This is a genomic window from Sphingopyxis terrae subsp. terrae NBRC 15098 (assembly GCF_001610975.1).
Classification (GTDB): domain Bacteria; phylum Pseudomonadota; class Alphaproteobacteria; order Sphingomonadales; family Sphingomonadaceae; genus Sphingopyxis; species Sphingopyxis terrae_A.
Window position 1 is genome coordinate 1,107,918 of the sequence record NZ_CP013342.1, and the last position, 19,681, is coordinate 1,127,598.

Below are 19,681 nucleotides of genomic sequence, written 5' to 3' on the forward strand. Positions count from 1 at the left end.
TGTCAGGCGTTTTCGAGCGTCTTTTCCTTCGATGATCCGATCCGGCGCGGTTCGGTGTTCCCGCTGCCGATCTCGATCTTGCGCGGTTTCATCGCCTCGGGAATGACCCGCTTGAGCTCGATCGCGAGCAGGCCGTCGGCGAAACTCGCGCTGCCGACCTCTACATAATCGGCAAGCTGGAAGCGCCGCTCGAAGGGGCGGCGGGCGATACCGCGGTGAAGGTAGTTGCTCTTCGCATCCTCTTCCGCCGGCTTGCCCGTCACGCTGAGCTGATTCTGCTGCGCGACGATCTCGATCTCCTCAGCCTTGAAGCCGGGGACAGCGAGCATGATGCGGAAGCGGTCGTCGGTCTCGCGCACGATGTCGAAGGCCGGGTAGCCGTCGGACGTCTCGCCGCGCTGCCCTTTTTCGAGCAGGTCGAAGAGATGATCGAAGCCCACCGTCGAGCGGCGGAAGGGGGTGAAGTCAAAATCGGTTCTCATTTCCAAATCCTCCTGATTGAAGCAATTCGGGCATGAGGCGCGCCGGTACATAGAGCCGACGCTCTCTATGTCCTCGGGACGCGGGAAATCCGGCGTCCGGGAAAAAATTAGGAAGCGGTTTTTCCGGTTTCAAGACCTGCGATCTATACCCGCCGGCAGCGCGTCGCAGAGCTCGCGAGGCCGGCCGCGACTGGAGCGCGGAGCCGCGGTGAAGCGCCCCAGTCTTCCGGATCAACGCAATGACCGCAGCATCAGTCGTGCGCCCCTTAAAGGCGACAAAGGAATGATCGCTCTTTGCTGATTTCCGCTTTCCGCTGCTTTCGATCCAAAAGCCGCCAGTCCGTTACCGGCCACCTCAAGCCCATCGCAGCAAGAAGTTGGTCAAGGCGACGTGCGGATATCGGGCGTCATCCCAAGGGATCGGGCGGTCGAGGGGATCTTCGTTCAGCGGACCATCGATATTCTGGAAATCGAGCGACAGTCCGGTGAGCGGCCGACCTGCTTGCATCATCGCGAGCAGCCGGTCGAAGGCGGCGGGCGACAGATCGATCGAAACCACATAGTCGGGCGCGTCGGGGGTGCCTGTCCCGAATGCGCTCCGGCGGATGCTGCCGCTCCAGTCGGAGCCGTCCTCTTCGGCGTCGAGGACGACCAGCATTCCTTGTAGCGCGCCGAGTAGCCGCGGCGCGCTGGTGATCGGCTGGCCCGCGATTGCACTGAGCGGAGCGGTCATGCACCGCTCCAGCCGTTCATAATCGCCATGCGCACCGCCCAGTTCGAGGCCGATCGCGCCGACCTCGAAACGGAGGAAATCCGGAACGATGGCGTAGGTGGCTGGGTTCGTCATGCCATCGTCCGATGGCGTGACGACGAACTCTTTTCAGAGATCACGGACTTTTTTCCAGTAGAGCGCCGAAATCTGGCTTCCATCGTCGGCCGTATACCAATCGACGACCGCCTTGCTGTGCTCGACCCGAAAGACGCGGTAGCCCTTCTCGGTCCGCAGATAATCGACCTTTTGTACATAGCCATATCCAGCGACCATCTTGCTTTCTTCGGCGCGTTTGGGATCGGCGATGCGGCGCAGCGACGCGGACATGTGGATCGTGGAAGGATAGTCGCTGCGGAGCCAGTAGAGGAGGATGGTATCCTCCAGCATCGCGCGAGACCGGGCGTTCGGATCAGCTGCAACGGGCGTGAACCGGATAGAGTCGTAGATGCGCGTTGAATCGGCGGGAACGTCGCCGGCGTCACCCCATACCCAGTTGAATGTGTAAAGCTTGTTTCCTCGCGCCACGATCAGATAGCGGTGGGTTGCCGGGGTGTTGAAATAGTCGATGGTGAACGAGAAGATGACCTCGCGGGCCGGGAGACCCTGGAAGGTCAAGGGACGGTTTTTCAGGACCTTGAAATTGTTGAGGCCGCCGCTGGCGATCTGATCGGCCTGGTCCTTCAGAAGGCCGGCGACGTCGGAAATTTCATAAATGCCGAAATCCACGACCCCGAAGTTGAAGCTGCTGCAGCGGCCGCCGATCTCTTTCCCGGGCCGCGCGCGCTCGGTTACCTCGACATTGACGAAATCTTCTGCCCCCAGGCTGTAGGTTTGATGCACATCGGTGCTGACGTCGAGCGTGACGCCGAGCCGAGGATCGGTGAAGCGTTGCCATTCCGGCCCGTAGCAATTCATCGTCGCGGCGGCTGGTGATGCGGCCAACACGCCCGCGAGAGCCACCAGGCCAAGGCGCCATTTCGTCATTTTCATTTCCCCAAAGCGCTTGCGATTAGCAAAAGCAGCAACCCCTTGGTCTGCATTGCCTATCTCGTCGCCGTTCGCAACATGCCTGTCTCTCGATGATGACGCTCTGTTTGCCGCGATCTTAGTCCGCTGCATCGGGCGGACGGTCGATGGCGGCTGTGGATCACGCCGTCACCGGCCGATCAACCGGCATATCTTCGATTGGCTTCGTAGGCCTCGAGTTCGAGTGGGGATTTGTCGTGGCCATGTTGGATCAATTCCGAGACATATTGGCCCGCATAGGCCGCGAAGCTCGTGCTCCGCTCGATCTGCCACACATGAACGAGCTCATGTGCGAGGCGCGGCTGGTCGAGCGTGAAGCCCTTCCGCACCCAGATTGTGTATCCAAAGGCCTGGGCGTTGTTGACGATGCCCGGACCGATGAAACCGAACGTCTCGCCGGCAAGCTTGATCTCGGGATTTTCCGTCGGGAAAGGGATTTCGTCGACGAAAACGAGGCGCACTTTTTCGGGATGTTTTATGCCGATCTCTGCGGCGAGGCGCGCTTGGTCCGGATCGAGAGGGATGCCCGTCGCTTGGCCGCGCGCTTCAATTTCCTCCGCCCATTTGACATAATAGGCCATGAATTTGCTCAGAAACTCTTCCTGGTTGGCCGAGACCGCTTTCTGACCTGCCTGCACTTCGGCTGCCAGAAGTGTGGCTGAGGGGGGCAAGGTGCACCCAACAAGTGCCGCGACCATGATGGCTTGCCTCAGCACGGAATGACGCTCTGGCCGTCCTGCAAAAGCAGGATGGGTGCTGATATGCTGCAATTTTTCGGCCTCCTGTTATGGAATGGTCTTCAGTGTTTGCAGGCGGCGTAGGTGCCGCGCCGCCGTCGACGGATGGAGCCGGCTGCTACGGCTTATTCATCGCTTCGTCGAGACGGGAAGCGCGAATGGCTCGCAAAGTCATTCATGCCATTGCAGCTGCGAATCCGGCGAGCCTGCTTCAGTTCGCAAGCTGGACCGAGGGGTTGGTCTGCAATAACGGCTTTTCGCAATCCTGTGGCTTTCGCCCCCGCGCCTCTCCAAGCTTATCTAGAAAGTCACCCACGCGCGCCACGACCTTTTCTCTGCCCTCGGGCGCAATGGCCGTGAAGGTCAAGCCCGCTGTGGCCATGAACTTATACTCTAAAAACCTCCCGCACCGCCGGAGCCATTCCCAGCCAGCGCGCCACCCGCGGCAGGCGCGGCAGGATCAGCAAGTCGACGAGCCACAACAGGATCAGCGACGCCGCAAGCAGCGGCAGCAGCGCGGCAAGGCACAGCACGATCGCCGCCACACCCTTCAGCCGCGCCGGATCGCGCGGCATGGGCGGCGCGCCGATCGCATCATAGGGCTTGCGGCGGCGCCACATCAGGAAACCCGACACGGCAAGCGTGATCATCGCAAGCGCCGTTGCGACGCCGACGAGTTGATTGACGACACCGAATAGCTGCCCTTCGTGCCAGGCGATGCCGTAGCCGACGGCGCGGTCGATCACATGCTTGTCGGCAAAACCGCTGCGCCCCACCTCGATCCCGGTCACCGGATCATAGCTGACCTTGCGCACGAGCGGGCGGTTCTGCGTCTGCGTCGTCAGCGTCCACACATTGCCGTTGGGCGGCCCGAACATATTGGGCGCCCCCGGCGGCTGGATGATCGCCGGCGCGGGCATATGTTCGGCCTGCGCGCGCAGCACGATCCGATCGAGCTTGACCCGCGGCGCATCGTTTGCATTCGCCATCCGATGCGCCGGCGTCGCCCCGTTCATTGCCTTGGCCATCGCGCCATGATCGTGCGCGGCGTGCGGATCTAGCCCCCCCTTCCAGTCCTGCACCCCCGACACCCAGCCCATCTCGGCGCGCACGGCGCGAAAGCCCGTCGCCCAGATGTCGGTCCACGGCAGCGCGGTGGTGAGGAGGACGAGCGCGAGGCCCGAAACCCAGAATCCCGTGACGGCGTGCAGATCGCGCAGCGCCGCGCGTCCGCCAAGGCGCAGCCGCGGCCAGACGACCCCGGCCAGTCCCCGCCCGCGCGGCCACCAGAGATAGAGGCCGGTCAGGATCATCACGATTGCCCAGCTTGCGGCAAGTTCGACCAGAATGCCGCCGCCCAGCCCCAAGAGCAGCTTGCCGTGCAACCGCGCAAGCCACGCCGTCCAGCGCAGCTCGGGATCGGCCGACCCGATGACGCCCCCCTGCGGCGACACCGCCACATCGAGCATTGTGCCGCCGGGCAGGCCGAGGTGGATCACCGCGGCGTCGCCCGGCGCTTCCGGGATGCGATAAGAGTGAAAGGCCGCGCCGGGAAAGGCGGCGAGCGCCGCCGCGACCTGCGCGTCGGCATCGACTGGCTGCGCGGCGGCCAGCCCGCGCCAGTCGCGCTCCTCCCACCGGTCGATCTGCGGCTTGAACAGATAGGCTGCGCCGGTCAGAGACAGGATCAGGATGAAGGGGATGACGAACAGCCCGGCATAGAAATGCCAGCGCCAGATCGTGCGATAGAGCGGCATGCGGCTGACGTCGGCCATCCCCCTCCTCCCCCTCAGAACCGCGCGCGAAGGCCGGCCGAAATGGCACGGCGTTCGACGGGGTAGTAGATCGCCGACCCCGGGGTAGCGGTGATCGTCGCGCTGATATCGCCGATGGCCTTTTTGCCGGTGATGTTGCGCACATCGACGAACGCGTCGATGCCGTCGGTAATCTGCGCACCGCCGGTGATACCGATCAGCGCATAGCCCGGCGTCCGCACCAGATTGCGATAATCGGCAAAGGGGCCGTCGGGCACCCATTCGACATTCGGCGCGACGTGCAACGCCTCGCTCCCCAGCCGCAACTCGGCGCGATAGACATGCTTCGGCACCACCGGCAGGCGGTTGTTGCCGAACTGGCTGTCGCCGCGGAAGCGGAAGTCGCTGTAGGTATAGATCTGGCGCAGCCGCACCCACGGCGCGAAATTGAGCTCGAGCGCCGCCTCTATCCCCTGATGCAGCGTCCGGTCGGCGTTGAAGGTCGCGGCCGGAATGCTGCTGTTCGTCGAGAATTGCAGCATCTCACCGGTCAGCGTCGAACGGTAGAGCGCCAGATCCCAATGCGCGATGCCGACGCTGCCGCGCGTACCGATCTCGGCCGTCCACGCGCGCTGCGGGCGGATGGCGGAGACGACGGCGCTGGTCGGCGGGGTGCCGATCGTCTGGAACACCTCGCCGAAACCGGGGAATTCGGCCGAACGGCTGTAGTTGGCGAAAATCTGGATGCGGCTCGATGGTTCGAACAGCAATCCGAATTTCGGCGAAAAGGCGTCGAGATCGACGCGCCCGTCGCTCGCCGGAGAGGCCGAAAAATTGACGTGCCGCTTGCGCCAGCCATCGGCATAGACGCCGCCCGCGATCAGCGAAAGCTGGGGCACCGGGCGCACGCGGACCTCGCCATAGAGGCTCGCCGTCTGCGCTTTCTGGTCGGCATCGAAGGTCAGCGCGCCGCGCGACCCGCTGATGTTGACGAACTGCTTCGCCTTGGTGCTGCCATGGCGAATTTCGCCGCCCAGCGTCAGTTCGACCGGCCCCGCCGCATAGTCGAGCCGCGCGAAGCTGCCGACATCGGTCGATTTCTGGTCGATCACCTGAAAGATCGGGTGGAACAGCGATTTGGCGTTGATGAAGCCGCCAACCTCCAGCGTCGCCGATCCGAAATCGAAGGTCGTGCGGTTCTGCAGGCGCAGCGAATCGATGTCGCGCTGCTGATCGCCCGCCGCACTGCCCGCGTTCGCCATTTTCGGCGTCGTGAGCGCCTGATCATAGGTCAGCGCGCCGGGAAGCTGCTGGTTGATATTGTTGAAGCTGGCGTAAAAGCGCGTCGAGACGGTATCGCTGAGCCGCAGGCCAACATTGGAATGAAAGCGAAAGCTCCGCCGCTTCGCATGATCCCGATCCCCGTCGGACGTGTCGGCGCTGACCGCGCCCCAGGCATCGACCGCTTCGCTCGCCACCCCGGCCGAGACGAGGCCGCGCAGCATCGAAAAGCTGCCCGCGTCGGCGCGCAGATAGACGCCCTCGGCGGTGCGGCCGGTCGGCGTCACACCATTGATCGCGCCGCCCAGCGTGCCCGATCCGAAGCGCAGCGCATTGGCGCCGCGATAGACTTCGAGATGGTCGAAGAAGATCGGTTCGAGTTCCTGAAAGTCGCCATTGTCGTCGGCAAGGTTGATCGGCACGCCATCCTGGAGCAGCGTGATGCCGCGCATGTGGAAACCGCGCGACAGGCCAGAACCGCGGATCGACAGGCGCACTTCCTGCCCATAGCGCGGCTGGAGATAGACGCCGGGGGAAAAGGCGAGCGTGTCGCGCAGGCTGACGATCGATTTGTCGGCATAATCTTCATAGGAAACGACATCGGTGCCGCCGGGCGTCCTCGCGGCGCGCGCTTCGGCCGCGTCGGTAAGCTGCGGCGCGGTGACGATGATCGTCGACTGGTCTTCGGCGTCCGCGGCATGGGCGGCAGGCGCCAGGGAAATGGCGAGCGCCAGCAACGGCGCCGCACGGGTAACGTGACTCTTCATGGAAAATCCTTCGCTTGAACACAGGCAGAACCGCGCCGCGCGAGGTGCGCGGACGGTCATCAAACCGGGTCAGGCGAAGGCGGGTGGTCCGGTGCTTGGCGGCAGCGGCGACGCGATCCCGGGCGCATAGCCCAGCGCGGGAATCGCGACCGGCGCGGGATCGGCCGCGGCGAGCGCGGCGGGGAGCACGGGCGTATCGGGAACGATCGGCGCGACCGCGAGCGCGCCCCACGGACAATGCTGCTGCCCCTTGCCGCTGTCGTGGTCGCCCGCCTTTTCAATGGGGATGGTCAGCGTCGCGCCGGGATTGGCGGGGTCCGAACAGACGCGCACCGTGATCGCGCCCTTTGCGTCGCTTTCGATCATCCAGCCGGGCGCGACGAAGACGCGCGCCGCCAGCGCCAGCAGCACGGGTAGCAGCAACAGCATGCCGGGACGGCGCAAGACGGCGAGAACCCCCACGCGCCGCGCCTTATGCCCGTCCACGCGCGCTGGCAAGCGGGCATGAGCCCTATTCGGCGGGCGCCTCGTCGATCTTCTTGCCCGTCCGCGTCCACGGATAGAGGAACTGGCTGCCATAGCTGCGCGGTACATCTTCGGGGATGCCATAATTTTCGGGCCAGCGATCCTTCGGCAGATGAAAGGTGCCGAACAGCTTGTCGAGAAAGGGAAAGTGGATCGCGAAATTGACGTCGAACGCCTCGCGTTCCAGCCCATGGTGCCAATGGTGAAAGCGCGGCGTTGCGATCCAGTGCCCCAGACGGTTGAAATCGCCGCCGACATTGGCGTGGAGCAGCGACGACCAGACATAGACGAAGCCGATATAGGCCTGCATCACCGACGGGCTGAACCCGAGCGTGAACAGCGGCAGCGAGGTGATCGAACGCAGGAGGATGATCTCGACGAAATGCATCCGCGATCCCGCGAGCCAGTCCATCGATTTTGCGCTGTGATGGATCGCGTGGAATCCCCACAGAAAGGGGATTTTGTGGAACAGCCGGTGATACCAATATTGCGCGAGGTCGGAGACGAGAAGGACGATGGCGAACTGCGCGATCCACGGCAGCGCCGCGACCCCGGCGCGGAATGCCGCCCAGCTGCTCGTATGATCATTGACGAACGCCTGCGGGGCGAGCGCAAGAAAGCCCAATATCTGCACGAACATCGTGCTGACGAGATAATAGAAAAGATCCTCGCGCCACTCGGTACGGAACAATCGCTGCGCACGGCGGTGCGGAAAGGCGCGCTCGAGCGGCGCGAACATGAAGCCGGTGACGAGCAGGTTGACGACGAAAAAGTCGAGCCCGAAGAAAATGCCCCAGTCTCGCGTCTCGGCGGGCTGGACATTGGCGCCGCCCATCAACGCCGCCGCAAGCCCGATCATCAGCGCGGTCAGCCCCAGCACCTTGCGCGGCCGCAGCAGCAGGCTGAGTAGCGACAGGCCATAGCTAGCGAGCAAAGTCAGGTGGACCATCCCGCGAAATCCGGTCCAGCCCTTGACGATCTCGAGCTCGGGCGTCGCGAACCAGTCGGGAAAGCGCAGCGCGACGACCATGAAAAAGCCGCTGATCGCAAACAGCAATCCGAAGAAGCCCGAAAGCCACCCGCTCCCGAACCGTCGCACCTCGGTATGCGATTCCAGATCGCGCATGAGGCTTTTCAGATAGTCGCTCTTCGCCATTTTGCCCCCCTCGCCCCCTCCGCATGACCAACCATATGCGCCGCGGTGCTATCCCGCCGCCGCCACAATTTCCGCCCACGCCGCTTCGTCGATCACGCGGATGCCGAGCGCGGCCGCCTGCTTGAGCTTCGATCCCGCGCCCGGCCCGGCGACGACGAGGTCGGTCTTGGCACTCACCGATCCCGCCGCCTTGGCGCCGAGCGCCTCGGCCTGCGCCTTCGCTTCGTCACGGCTCATCGTCTCGAGTTTGCCGGTAAATACGACCGTCTTGCCCGACACCTCGCTCTCGCGGGTTTCGACGACATAAAGCGGCGGCGATACTTCGCTGAACAGATCGTCCCAGAGCGCGCGGTTGTGCGGCTCATGGAAGAAATCGCTCAGCGCCTCGGCGACCGCGGGACCGATGCCGTCGGCGCGCACCTCGAGGATGGCCTTGATTGCGTCGAGCTTGCGGCTTGCATATTTGCCGTCGGATTCGTCCGAATCTTGCGGGTTCGCCTCGGTCCAGGCCCGCAATTGCTCGGCCTTTTCGGGCAATCGCCGGATGTCGCCGATCCCCTTGAGCAGATCGCGCGCGGTTACTGCGCCGACATGACGGATCCCGAGCCCGAACAGCAGCCGCGCAGCATCGGGCTGCCGCTTTGCCTCGATTGCGGCAAACAGCTTGTCGACCGATGTTTCCTTCCACCCCTCGCGTCCGAGCAGTTCGTCCCGGTGCGCCTTCAGGCGGAAGATGTCGGCCGGGCCCTTGTCGAGCCAGCCGAGGTCCATGAACTCCTGAATGCTCTTCTCGCCCAGCCCCTCGATATCGAGCGCGCCGCGGCTGACGAAGTGGCGCAGCCGCTCGAACTTCTGCGCCGCGCAGATCAGCCCGCCGGTGCAGCGGACATCGACCTCGCCCTCCTCGGCAACCGCTTCGCTGCCGCAGACGGGGCAATGATCGGGGAAGATATAGGGGTCGCGCGCCGTGTCGCGGGTGAGATTGTCGACCACTTGCGGAATCACGTCGCCCGCCCGCTGGACAATGATGCGGTCCCCCGGCCGGACACCGAGCCGTTCGATCTCGTCGCGATTGTGCAATGTCACGTTCGAGACGACGACGCCGCCGACGGTAACGGGGGTGAGGCGCCCGACGGGCGTGAGCTTGCCCGTCCGGCCGACCTGGATGTCGATCGCCTCGAGCGTCGTCTGCGCGCGTTCGGCGGGGAATTTATGCGCAATCGCCCAGCGCGGCGCCTTGGCAACGAAGCCGAGGCGCGCCTGCCAGTCGAGCCGGTCGACCTTGTAGACGACGCCGTCGATATCATAGGGCATCTCGGCGCGCTCGGCCTCGATTGTCCGGTAGTGCGTCAGCACGCCCTCGACGCTGTCGAAACGCTTCAACAGCGGCGATACGGGAACGCCCCACCCCGCGATACGCTTCATCATCGCAAATTGCGTCGCCTCCGGCACCGCGCTGACGTCGCCCCAGCCATGTGCCAGGAAGCGCAGCGGGCGCGACGCGGTGACGCTGGCGTCCTTCTGACGCAATGATCCCGCCGCCGCGTTGCGCGGATTGGCGAACTGTCGCGCCTTTTCGGGATCGTCAGCCTCGGCAAGCAGGCGCGCGTTGAGCGCCGCGAAATCGGCCTTGGCCATATAGACCTCGCCGCGGATCTCGAACACGTCGGGTACTTCGCCGCTCAGCGTTTCGGGAATGTCGGCGATGGTGCGGACATTGGCGGTGACATCCTCACCGACCGTACCGTCACCGCGCGTCGCCGCCTGAACCAGCTTGCCCATTTCATAGCGCAGCGAGCAGGACAATCCGTCGATCTTGTCCTCCGCGGTCAGCGCAATCGCCTCGTCCGCGTCCAGATTGAGGAAACGCCTTACGCGCGCGGCAAATTCTTCGACATCTTCCGCCGCGAAAGCGTTGTCGAGGCTCATCATCCGCACCGCATGCGTCACCTTGGCGAGGGGCGACGCCTCGACTGCCGCGCCGACCAGTCGGTTCGGACTGTCGGCGCGGACGAGATGCGGGAACGCCGCTTCGATCGCATTGTTGCGGCGCACGAGCGCATCATAATCGGCGTCCGAAATCTCCGGACTATCCTCGGCATGATAGAGTTTATTGTGATGCGCGATCTGTTTCGCGAGGCGCATCAGTTCGTTGGCGGCGTCGGCTTCGGTCAGCGATTCAATGTCGATCATGGACGCGCTTTTGCCACCGGCACGAACTCGGCGCGAGCGCCAAATCCGGAAATCAGCGGTCGCCCCTTCGCAATCGCCGCCTGAACCGACGGCAATTGCAGCGAGGCGGCATGGGCATCCTTGTCAGCCCAGAGCTCGACGATCCACAGCGCATCCGGATTCGCGCTGTCCTCGCCGACCAGATAGGCGAAATTGCCGGGCATCGCGTCCGTATCCTCGGTCAGGATCGCAGCCAGCGCGGCGCGCTGGCCGGGCAGCGCGATCATCTGGCCGATCAGGCCGTAATGGGGCTGTTCTTCGTCCATGATCGTCTCCAAGGCCAGCAGGTCGCGCGGTGCCAGAACGGCTGCTGCGAACGTCGCGAGCGCGGCAAGATGGGTGCGTCTGCCGATCACCGTGCAATCACCAGCACATGCACCTGTCGCCGTTCCCGAAAGCCGAGCGATTCATACAGCGCGATCGCGCCTTCATTGTCGGCATAGCTGTGCAGAAAGGGCGTCTCGCCGCGCTGCGCCATCGCGCGCATGACATGGCCGATCAACGCGCGCGCCAGTCCGCGGCCGCGGCAATCGGCCCAGGTCGCGACGCCGCTGACCTCCGCCATGCCGGGAACAAGCATGCGCTGCCCCGCCATCGCAAGCAGGCGCCCCTCTTCGCGTACGCCGAAGAAGGGGCCGTAGAGATGCGTCTTCGGCCCCCACGGCCCCGGCTTCGCATGCTCGGCGAGTGCGGTCATTTCAGCCGCATCGGCCTCGCCCAGCGGCACGATGGGGGGATCATCCGCGCGCGGTTCGGGCGGTGCTCCTTCCGCAACCATCTGCGTCAGAATGGCGCGCTTCATCTCGCGGGTTCCCGGCGGCAGCGGCCAAGCCTCGCCTTCGACCAGCCACATCTCGCCGTGCTCAGGAACAAGCGCCGCGAGCGCGGCTTGCGCCGCAGCGCCGGTGTCGGCGGCGGCACCGAACGGGCCGTAGTCCCCATCGATCCGCACCGCCCGCGCGTCGCCCTGTGCCAGATGTGCCTGTCGGCCGGTCAGGATGCTGAGGATCGGCCGGTCGAGGGGGTGCGCGCTCACCCCGCAACCTCGAGCAGGCGGTCTGCCTGTGCCCGCGCCTCCGCGGTCACTTCGGCCCCCGACAGCATCCGGGCGATTTCTTCGCGGCGCCCCGCTTCGTCGAGCGCGCGTACGCCGGTGCGCGTCACCGTTCCTTCGCTCGACTTGGCGATCATGAAATGCGTCGCGCCCTTGGCGGCGACCTGCGGGCTGTGCGTCACCGCGAGCAATTGCTTGCCCCCGCCCTTTCCGCTTCCGCCGGCCAGCCGCGCCAGCCGCTCGCCGATTGCGCTCGCGACCGCACCGCCGACACCGCGGTCGATCTCGTCGAAGATGATCGTGTCAGCACCGCCCTCTTCGGCAAGCGCAACCTTCAGCGCGAGGATGAAGCGCGACAATTCGCCGCCCGAGGCAATTTTGGCGAGCGGAGCAAAGGGTGTGCCGGGATTGGTCGCGATCAGAAATTCGACGCGGTCGATACCGTCCGCACCCCAACGCTCGGCAGGCAGGCGTTCGACGAGCGTGCGGAAGCGCGCCGCATCGAGCTTGAGCGGCGCCAGTTCGCCGGCGACCGCCGCATCGAGCCGCGCCGCGGCCTTCGTCCGCTGATCCGACAGCGCGGTCGCGGCATGAGTGTAGGCGGCGGCACCTTCGGCGACCGCTGCTTCGAGCCGGGCAAGCCCCGCGCTGCCGCCTTCGATCGCATCGAGCCGCGCGGCAAGGTCGTCGGTCAGCGCCGCCAGTTCGTCGGGCTGGACGCCATGCTTGCGCGCCATCGCGCGCAGTTCGAACAGCCGCGTCTCGGTCGCCTCGAGCCGATCGGGATCATATTCCAGGGCGCGTGCAGCCTCGTGCAGCTTGGCCTCGGCATCGTCGGCATCGATGATCGCGCGATCAAGGCTGGCGAGCGCTTCGGCAAGCAGCGGATGGTCGCCCGCCAGCCGGTCGAGCCGCCGCGCGGCACCGCGCAGCAGGGCGGGACCGCCGGCGCTGCCGTCGAATGCCTCCATGATCGCCGACAGGTCGCCTGCAATCCGCTCGCCCTTCTGCATCGCGGCGCGCGCCTCGGCGAGTTCGGCTTCTTCGCCCGGCTGCGGTGCCAGCGTTCGCAACTCGGCGACGCAATGTTCCAGCCATTCGCGGTCGCGCTCGGCCTCGGCAATCGCGGTCCGTGCAGCCGCCAGTCGCTCCTCGGCGCTGCGCCAACTCGCATGCGCCGCCGCCACCGCGCCGGCATCGGCGCGCGCATAGGCATCGAGCAGCGCGCGATGCCCCGCGGGCGCGAGCAGGCCGCGATCATCGTGCTGCCCATGAATTTCAACGAGATAGCTGCCGACTTCGCGCAGCAGCGCCGCCGAACAGGGCTGATCGTTGAGAAAGGCGCGGCTGCCGCCGTCGGCCTTGACGGTGCGGCGGATGAGCAGCGGTTCGCCATCCTCCAATATGACATCATTGTCGGCGAGCAGCGCGGCGAGCGGCGTGCCTGCTGTCGGCGGCGCAAAGCTGGCGGTGACCTGCGCGCGGTCGCTGCCCTGCCGCACCAGCGCCGTGTCGGCGCGCGCACCCAGCGCAAGTCCCAGCGCGTCGAGGAGGATCGACTTGCCGGCGCCGGTTTCGCCCGTGAGCACGCCCAGCCCGCCCTCGAAATCGAGGTCGAGCCGTTCGATCAGAACGATATTCGATATGGACAGCGCGGTCAGCATCCGGCCCCGCCTTACAATAGAACAAAGCGCGAATCTATCGCGCGATGCATCAGGCGCTGGGCGCGTGCTTTTCCATCAGCTTGTACGCGCGTTCGTACCATTTGCTGCCGGGATAATTGGCGCCGAGGACGGCCGCCGACTTCTTCGCCTCTTCGGGAACGCCGAGCGCGAGATAGCATTCGGTCAGCCGGAACAGCGCCTCGGGGGCGTGGCTGGTGGTCTGATATTTGTCGACGACTTCGCGGAAGCGGATCGAGGCCGCGAGCCAGTTCGAGCTGCGCTCGTAAAAGCGGCCGATTTCCATCTCCTTGCCCGCCAGATGGTCGCGGACAAGGTCAAGCTTCAACCGCGCATCGGCGGCGTAGCGGCTGTCGGGATAGCGGCGCACAATCTCGCCCAGCGCGGCCTGCGCCTGCTGCGTGATCTTCTGGTCGCGGGTCACGTCGCTGATCTGCTCATAATAGCTGAGCGCGATCAGATAATAGGCGTAAGGCGCATCCTTGTTGCCCGGGTGGATCGACAGGAAACGCTGCGCCGATTCGATCGACGGCGTATATTCGCGGTCCATATAATAGGAAAAGGCGCTCATCAGCTGCGCGCGGCGCGCCCAGGGCGAATAGGGGTGCTGACGCTCGACCTCGTCGAACAGCGCCGCGGCAATCTTGTACTGGCCGCGGTCGAGACGATCCTGCGCGGCGCGATAAAGCGTATTCACGTCACGCGCGACGTAGCGCGTGTCCTTCTTGACCCCACCCCCGCCGGCGCAGGCCGCGAGCAGCGGCGAAATCACGAGGGCGGCGGCGATCAGGCGCACGGCGGCGCGAGAGGAATGGCGCTGAGTCATGGGCGCGGTATAGCCACAGCGCAGATGAACGCAAAATAAATGATCATGTCTTTCGTCGGCATCGCGAACCAAATCGTCCGGCGGCGCCCGGGGGCGTCACGGCGCCGGAACCGGGGGCGCCTTCACCACACAGCCTTTGGGTGCATCGGCAGGCGCCGGAACGCGGCGCGCCGACAGGATGGTCACGGCCGGATCGAGGATCTGGCCGCGCATCACGCCCTCGCCCGCGGTCTCGGAAACCGGCATCGCGAAGATTTTTTCGGCGACGTCGCGCCCCGAAGCAATCTCGCCGAATACCGCGAAACCCGCCCCATCGCCGCCGGGCGCGTCGGCGTCGAAGCCCTTGATGCCGGACAGCAGCAAAAAGAAATCGGTCGTCGCATCGCCCGGGCGCAAATGCGCCATCACCAGCGCACCATCGCAATTGGTAAGGCCGGTTTTCGTTGTCGGCTCATGCGCGATGGGTGGGAAGTTGGTCCGCGGGTCGCCGCGGTTGCCCGCCTGAATCAGCTTGTTTCCCTCGCCCCAACTGCGCGTGGTTCGATAGAATTTGAACCCGTCCATCCGCTTGCTGTCGACATAGCGGAGGAAATTGGCGCTGGTGATCGGCGCCCGCTTGTCCTCCAGCCGAACGACGATCGTGCCCGCGTCGGTCTTGAGCGCCACATAAGGCCGCGTATCGGGCGCCGCGACTTCGACCGGGGGCGTCACGGCCGCCGGAACGGGCGGCGGCGGCGGGGGCAACTGCGTGGTCTGGGCTGGAACCGACTGCACCGCAAGGACGAGCGACAGGATCAAGGGAGCGAACATGGATCTCTCTGCGGACCTCTCTCTGGTTGGCGGGGGGTCAGGCTAGACGCCCCGGCAGCGAACGCCAAGCCTTTGCGCCGACACCTATTCGACGAAGGCCGCCGCCACGGTCACGCCCTCGGGGTTCCAGGCAGGAACCGCCTGCGCGGTCATCGGCACCATGAAGCGCTTCGGCTTGTGTCCCGCTTCGGCCGGACGTTCGATTTCCAATATGTCGCCGGCGCCGAAATTCTCGACCGCCACGACATGGCCGACAGCCTCGCCGTCGGTCGAAACGCAGGGCAGGCCGATCAGATCGTGATGATAATATTCCCCCGGCGCGAGCGACGGCAGCGCCGAGCGCGGGACTGTCAGCACCGTGCCGCGCAGCGCTTCGGCGGCGCTGCGATCGGCGATTTCGGCAAAGCTTGCCACCGCGCCCTGATTGGCGGGGCGTATCGATTTCAGCGTCAGCTTGCGGGCGCCGGCGTCGAAAACGGAAAAGGCGCGGAGAGCCTCCGCGCCTTCACCGAACAATTTGAGCCGCACCTCGCCCCGGACCCCGTGCGCGCCGGCAATGGCGGCCAGGGTGACGGGACGATCGGCGGCGGCCAAGGGTTTAGCCTTCGGCCTTTTCTTCGCCGGCTTCGGCGACGGGGCCGCCTTCGGCAACTTCTTCGGCGATCGCAGCCGCGTCGTCGGCGCTCGCGTCGGCCGGAACTTCCTCGGCAACTGCGTCGGCAACCGCTTCGGCGGTTTCTTCGCTCTTCACCGAGCCGGTCGCATCCGATTCAGCCGCTTCGGGAGCCGCTTCTTCGGCCGGAGCCGGAGCCGCAGCGGCGGCCGCCGCAGCTTCTTCGGCCTCGGCCAGCTTCGCGGCCTTTTCTTCGGCGCGTTCCTTGGCCTTTTCACCCGGGACAGCCTTGTTCGGGTTGTTGCGGGCCGAACGTTCCTTCACGCCTGCGGCGTCGAGGAAGCGGGCGACGCGGTCGGTCGGCTGCGCGCCAACCGAAACCCAATGCTTCGCACGTTCGGCGTCGAGCTTGACGCGGTCCGGATTATCCTTGCCGAGCAGCGGGTTGTAGCTGCCGATGCGTTCGATGAAACGGCCGTCGCGCGGGCTGCGCGAATCGGCAACGACGATCTTGTAGTAGGGGCGCTTTTTCGAACCGCCGCGCGAAAGGCGAATGGTGGTAGCCATGATATTTTCCTTCTGACTTGCTAACTTTGACTTTGATTTTTAAGGGTTATTTCTTCTTGTTCAGCAGATTGGCGAGATCGGGCGGAAGTCCGGCACCGCCAAGGCCGGGCAGTCCGCCGGCACCGCCGCCGCCGCCCATTCCGGGGATACCGCCGCCGCGGCCGAGGAGAGCGCCAAGGCCCTTGAGGCCGCCCATCTTGCGAATCTTCTTCATCGCGGTGGACATTTCCTGATGCATTTTCAGTACCTTGTTCACCTGCTGCACCGTGGTACCCGACCCGTTGGCAATGCGGATCTTGCGCTTCGCATTGATGATTTCGGGTTTCGCGCGTTCCTTTGGCGTCATCGAGCCCATGATCGCGTCGAAATGGACGAGCACCTTGTCGTCGGTGCCGCTCTGCGCCATCGCCGCCTGTGCTTTTTTGAGGCCGGGGATCATGCCCGCCAGCGCACCCAGCCCGCCCATGCGGCGCATCTGGTTCAATTGCGTGCGAAGATCGTCGAGGTCGAACTGACCCTTCGCCATCTTCTTGGCCATCGCCTCGGCCTCTTCGGCCTGAATCGTCTCGGCGGCGCGTTCGACGAGGCTGACGACGTCGCCCATGCCGAGGATGCGGCCCGCGATGCGCGAGGGCTGGAAGACTTCAAGGCCGTCAAGCTTTTCGCCGGTGCCGGCGAATTTGATCGGCTTGCCGGTGACGGCGCGCATCGACAGCGCGGCGCCGCCGCGCGCATCGCCATCCATGCGGGTGAGCACGACGCCGGTCAGCGGCACCTGTTCGGTGAAGCGCTGCGCGACCTGCACCGCGTCCTGACCGGTCAGGCTGTCGACGACGAGCAGCGTTTCGGCCGGATTCGCCGTGCGCGACACCGCCTGCATCTCGTCCATCAATTGCTGATCGACGTGGAGGCGGCCCGCAGTATCGAGCATCAGCACGTCGAAGCCCTGAAGCTTGGCCGCCTGCATGGCGCGCTGCGCAATCTCGACCGGCTGCTGCCCGGCGATGATCGGCAAGGTCGCGACGTCGATCTGGCTACCGAGGACGGCGAGCTGTTCCTGCGCGGCGGGACGATTGACGTCGAGCGACGCCATCAGCACCTTCTTGCGCTCCTTGTCCTTCAGCCGCTTCGCGATCTTCGCGGTCGTCGTCGTCTTGCCCGACCCCTGAAGGCCGACCATCATGACAACGGCGGGCGGCGTGACGGCAAGGTCAAGTTCAGCAGCTTCGGAGCCGAGCATTTCGGTCAGCGCGTCGCTGACGATCTTGACGACCTGCTGCCCCGGCGTGACCGAGCGCAGGACATTCTGACCGACCGCAAGTTCGGTGACCTGGTCGACGAAGCTGCGCACCACGGGCAGCGCGACGTCGGCTTCGAGCAGTGCGATGCGCACTTCGCGCATCGCCGCGCGCACGTCGGCCTCGGTCAGCGCACCGCGGCCGCGGAGCTTCCCGAATACATCGCCTAGCCGATTGCTCAGACTGTCGAACATGCGCTTCCAAATCCTTCTCTCGATCCGCAACGCAAAAGACGCCGGTGAGCGAAACCTCGCCAACCAGCGGCTATCCGTGGACAGAAATTCCGTCGCGGATGTCGATATGCCCACCCGAATCCAATAGGCGGACAGCGGCTCCTTAGGCGAGATCGCCCGCAAAGGCAAGTCGGACCGCCCGCTGGCTTCGCGATCACCACCAAGCCCCACTTAACGCAAATTTCACCGCTTTGCCGGCATATGCGAGGGAATGGTGGGGACTATAGCATGAATTCGACGATGAAGCCGCGAAACCGTAGCGAGGACGCCCGACGCGACATGATCGCAGGGGGAATCGTCGTCGCCGCGATCGTGATGTTCGTCGGCACCGGCGGCAATGTGATGCAGGCGGTGGTGCAGACGCTGATCGGCATCGGCGGCGGGCCGGACAAGGTCTTGTCGGCGGCGCTGATCCTGAATGTCGCGCTGATCCTGTTCGGCTGGCGCCGCTACGAAGACCTCAACCGCGAGATTCGCGAGCGCACCGAGGCCGAACAGCGCGCGCGCTATCTGGCCGACACCGATCCGCTGACCGGATTTCTGAACCGCCGCGCGCTGATCGTTGCGGGGCAGCAGCTCATCGCCAGCGCCGCGGCCGAAAAGCGCAATGTCGCCCTGTTCCTGCTCGACCTCGACCATTTCAAGACGGTCAACGATATTCACGGCCATGCCGCGGGCGACCGTGTGCTGCAGGTCGCGGCCGAGCGGATCACCGCCATCCTGCCGCCCAATGCGACCAAAGCGCGGCTCGGCGGCGACGAATTCGTCGCGATGATTCCGTTCGAGCCCGCCGCGCGCGCCAACATCGACGCGCTCGCCGCGGCACTGGTTTCGTCGCTCGAGGATTCGGTCGCCCATGATGCGCAGCATATCCGCATCGGCGCCTCGCTCGGCATCGCACTTGCCAATGATGCCAGCATGACGATGGAGACGATGATCCGCCAGGCGGACATCGCCATGTATCACTGCAAGGACGAGGGCCGGAACCGCTATTGCTGGTTCGAGCAGGGCATGGAAATGGCGGTCCAGGTCCGCAACCAGATCGAAAACGGCATCCGCGAAGGCATGCCGCGCGGCGAGTTCATTCCCTTTTTCGAGCCGCAGGTCGACATCGCGACCGGCCGCCTTGTCGGCTTCGAAATGCTGATGCGCTGGGATTCGCCCGAATATGGCATGATCCCGCCCGAACGCTTCATTCCAATCGCCGAGGAAAGCGGGCTGATCGGCGAATTGTCCCTGCTGGTCATTCGCCGCGCGATGGAAATCGCCAAAGGCTGGGATCCGTCGATCATTCTCGCGGTCAATATTTCTCCGCAACAGCTCAAGGATCCCTGGTTCAGCCAGAAGCTCACCAAGCTGCTGGTCGAAACGGGCTACCCCGCCAGCCAGCTTGAGGTCGAGATCACCGAAAGCTCGCTGTTCGAGAATCTGCCGCTGGTCCGCTCGATCGTCACCAGCCTCAAGAATCAGGGCGTTTCGCTCAGCCTCGACGATTTCGGCACCGGCTATAGTTCCTTGTCGCACCTGCGCGCGCTGCCCTTCGACCGCATCAAGATCGACCGCAGCTTCGTCGCCGCGATGCGGGGCAGCCCCGATGCGCAGGCGATTGTGGTGGCAATTGTCCGCCTCGGCGAAAGCCTGGCCATGCCGATCACTGCCGAGGGCGTCGAAGACGAAGCAACCGCCACCGAACTGACGCGGCTCGGCTGCGCGAAGGGTCAGGGCTGGTTCTACGGCCGCGCCGCATCGGCCGACGACACGGCGCGCATGCTTGCCGACCGCGGCCTTCTCCGCTCGCCCGCGCTGCCACAAACGCCGACCCCCGACGTCGACGAGGAAGTGCTGCGCAAGACGGCCTGACGCCGC

At 65.1% G+C, this 19,681-nt stretch carries 18 protein-coding genes; 1 reads left to right on the plus strand and 17 read right to left on the minus strand.

Annotated features, from left to right (window positions below; translation table 11 throughout):
• Nucleotides 1-2 precede the first annotated feature (2 nt).
• The 17 genes from AOA14_RS05425 to ffh all read right to left on the minus strand — a co-directional run bounded on the left by AOA14_RS05425 (nt 3) and on the right by ffh (nt 17,776).
• On the minus strand, nt 3-482 hold the full coding sequence (locus tag AOA14_RS05425) for an Hsp20 family protein (protein ID WP_062901072.1): 480 nt from the start codon (nt 480-482) through the stop codon (nt 3-5).
• Nucleotides 483-837: 355 nt separating this feature from the next.
• Nucleotides 838-1,329, minus strand: a complete 492-nt coding sequence (locus tag AOA14_RS05430) for a hypothetical protein (RefSeq protein WP_062901073.1) — start codon at nt 1,327-1,329, stop codon at nt 838-840.
• Between the two features lie 33 nt (nt 1,330-1,362).
• Nucleotides 1,363-2,244: a hypothetical protein gene (locus AOA14_RS05435; RefSeq protein WP_062901074.1), complete on the minus strand. Its 882-nt coding sequence runs from the start codon at nt 2,242-2,244 to the stop codon at nt 1,363-1,365.
• A gap of 176 nt (nt 2,245-2,420) precedes the next feature.
• Complete coding sequence (locus AOA14_RS05440) at nt 2,421-3,050, minus strand: hypothetical protein (protein WP_202988403.1); 630 nt, start codon at nt 3,048-3,050, stop codon at nt 2,421-2,423.
• A 353-nt stretch (nt 3,051-3,403) separates the two neighbouring features.
• Nucleotides 3,404-4,792 carry a PepSY-associated TM helix domain-containing protein gene (locus AOA14_RS05445; protein ID WP_062901075.1) on the minus strand — a complete coding sequence of 463 codons (1,389 nt, stop codon included), beginning with the start codon at nt 4,790-4,792 and terminating at the stop codon, nt 3,404-3,406.
• 14 nt (nt 4,793-4,806) lie between these two features.
• Nucleotides 4,807-6,819, minus strand: coding sequence for a TonB-dependent receptor family protein (locus tag AOA14_RS05450; protein ID WP_062901076.1), 2,013 nt, complete (start codon nt 6,817-6,819; stop codon nt 4,807-4,809).
• Nucleotides 6,820-6,888: 69 nt separating this feature from the next.
• Nucleotides 6,889-7,281: a hypothetical protein gene (locus AOA14_RS05455; protein WP_202988404.1), complete on the minus strand. Its 393-nt coding sequence runs from the start codon at nt 7,279-7,281 to the stop codon at nt 6,889-6,891.
• Nucleotides 7,282-7,330: 49 nt separating this feature from the next.
• Nucleotides 7,331-8,500 (minus strand): sterol desaturase family protein, encoded by a 1,170-nt coding sequence (locus AOA14_RS05460; RefSeq protein ID WP_062901078.1) that lies wholly within the window; start codon nt 8,498-8,500, stop codon nt 7,331-7,333.
• 48 nt (nt 8,501-8,548) lie between these two features.
• The gene (gene ligA, locus AOA14_RS05465) at nt 8,549-10,693 is read right to left on the minus strand and encodes an NAD-dependent DNA ligase LigA (protein ID WP_062901079.1); all 2,145 of its coding nucleotides are present in this window, start codon (nt 10,691-10,693) and stop codon (nt 8,549-8,551) included.
• The gene (locus AOA14_RS05470; protein WP_318153197.1) at nt 10,690-11,088 is read right to left on the minus strand and encodes a putative quinol monooxygenase; all 399 of its coding nucleotides are present in this window, start codon (nt 11,086-11,088) and stop codon (nt 10,690-10,692) included. The genes ligA and AOA14_RS05470 overlap by 4 nt, the downstream gene beginning before the upstream one ends.
• The gene (locus AOA14_RS05475) at nt 11,085-11,768 is read right to left on the minus strand and encodes a GNAT family N-acetyltransferase (protein WP_062901080.1); all 684 of its coding nucleotides are present in this window, start codon (nt 11,766-11,768) and stop codon (nt 11,085-11,087) included. Before AOA14_RS05475 ends, AOA14_RS05470 begins: the two co-directional genes overlap by 4 nt.
• Nucleotides 11,765-13,450: a DNA repair protein RecN gene (gene recN, locus AOA14_RS05480; RefSeq protein WP_062901081.1), complete on the minus strand. Its 1,686-nt coding sequence runs from the start codon at nt 13,448-13,450 to the stop codon at nt 11,765-11,767. The genes AOA14_RS05475 and recN overlap by 4 nt, the downstream gene beginning before the upstream one ends.
• A 49-nt stretch (nt 13,451-13,499) precedes the next feature.
• Entirely contained in the window at nt 13,500-14,294 is a 795-nt protein-coding gene (locus AOA14_RS05485) for an outer membrane protein assembly factor BamD (RefSeq protein WP_062901082.1), read from the minus strand.
• A 96-nt stretch (nt 14,295-14,390) separates the two neighbouring features.
• Complete coding sequence (locus AOA14_RS05490) at nt 14,391-15,104, minus strand: peptidylprolyl isomerase (RefSeq protein WP_062901083.1); 714 nt, start codon at nt 15,102-15,104, stop codon at nt 14,391-14,393.
• Between the two features lie 84 nt (nt 15,105-15,188).
• Nucleotides 15,189-15,698 carry a ribosome maturation factor RimM gene (rimM, locus tag AOA14_RS05495; RefSeq protein ID WP_062901084.1) on the minus strand — a complete coding sequence of 170 codons (510 nt, stop codon included), beginning with the start codon at nt 15,696-15,698 and terminating at the stop codon, nt 15,189-15,191.
• Nucleotides 15,699-15,702: 4 nt separating this feature from the next.
• Nucleotides 15,703-16,284, minus strand: a complete 582-nt coding sequence (rpsP, locus tag AOA14_RS05500) for a 30S ribosomal protein S16 (RefSeq protein ID WP_003043030.1) — start codon at nt 16,282-16,284, stop codon at nt 15,703-15,705.
• Nucleotides 16,285-16,330: 46 nt separating this feature from the next.
• Nucleotides 16,331-17,776 (minus strand): signal recognition particle protein, encoded by a 1,446-nt coding sequence (gene ffh, locus AOA14_RS05505; protein ID WP_003043033.1) that lies wholly within the window; start codon nt 17,774-17,776, stop codon nt 16,331-16,333.
• 267 nt (nt 17,777-18,043) lie between these two features.
• Between ffh and AOA14_RS05510 the strand changes: the two genes are divergently transcribed.
• Nucleotides 18,044-19,675 (plus strand): putative bifunctional diguanylate cyclase/phosphodiesterase, encoded by a 1,632-nt coding sequence (locus tag AOA14_RS05510; RefSeq protein ID WP_062901085.1) that lies wholly within the window; start codon nt 18,044-18,046, stop codon nt 19,673-19,675.
• Nucleotides 19,676-19,681 lie beyond the last annotated feature (6 nt).

Bases quoted from the DNA above. Each gene is read 5' to 3' on its own strand.
- recN (WP_062901081.1), bottom strand. From the start codon at position 13,450: ATGCTGACCGCGCTGTCCATATCGAATATCGTTCTGATCGAACGGCTC.
- AOA14_RS05510 (WP_062901085.1), top strand. From the start codon at position 18,044: ATGAATTCGACGATGAAGCCGCGAAACCGTAGCGAGGACGCCCGACGC.
- rpsP (WP_003043030.1), bottom strand. From the start codon at position 16,284: ATGGCTACCACCATTCGCCTTTCGCGCGGCGGTTCGAAAAAGCGCCCC.
- AOA14_RS05425 (WP_062901072.1), bottom strand. From the start codon at position 482: ATGAGAACCGATTTTGACTTCACCCCCTTCCGCCGCTCGACGGTGGGC.
- AOA14_RS05445 (WP_062901075.1), bottom strand. From the start codon at position 4,792: ATGGCCGACGTCAGCCGCATGCCGCTCTATCGCACGATCTGGCGCTGG.
- AOA14_RS05485 (WP_062901082.1), bottom strand. From the start codon at position 14,294: ATGACTCAGCGCCATTCCTCTCGCGCCGCCGTGCGCCTGATCGCCGCC.
- AOA14_RS05460 (WP_062901078.1), bottom strand. From the start codon at position 8,500: ATGGCGAAGAGCGACTATCTGAAAAGCCTCATGCGCGATCTGGAATCG.
- AOA14_RS05450 (WP_062901076.1), bottom strand. From the start codon at position 6,819: ATGAAGAGTCACGTTACCCGTGCGGCGCCGTTGCTGGCGCTCGCCATT.
- AOA14_RS05490 (WP_062901083.1), bottom strand. From the start codon at position 15,104: ATGTTCGCTCCCTTGATCCTGTCGCTCGTCCTTGCGGTGCAGTCGGTT.
- ligA (WP_062901079.1), bottom strand. From the start codon at position 10,693: ATGATCGACATTGAATCGCTGACCGAAGCCGACGCCGCCAACGAACTG.
- ffh (WP_003043033.1), bottom strand. From the start codon at position 17,776: ATGTTCGACAGTCTGAGCAATCGGCTAGGCGATGTATTCGGGAAGCTC.
- AOA14_RS05430 (WP_062901073.1), bottom strand. From the start codon at position 1,329: ATGACGAACCCAGCCACCTACGCCATCGTTCCGGATTTCCTCCGTTTC.
- AOA14_RS05435 (WP_062901074.1), bottom strand. From the start codon at position 2,244: ATGAAAATGACGAAATGGCGCCTTGGCCTGGTGGCTCTCGCGGGCGTG.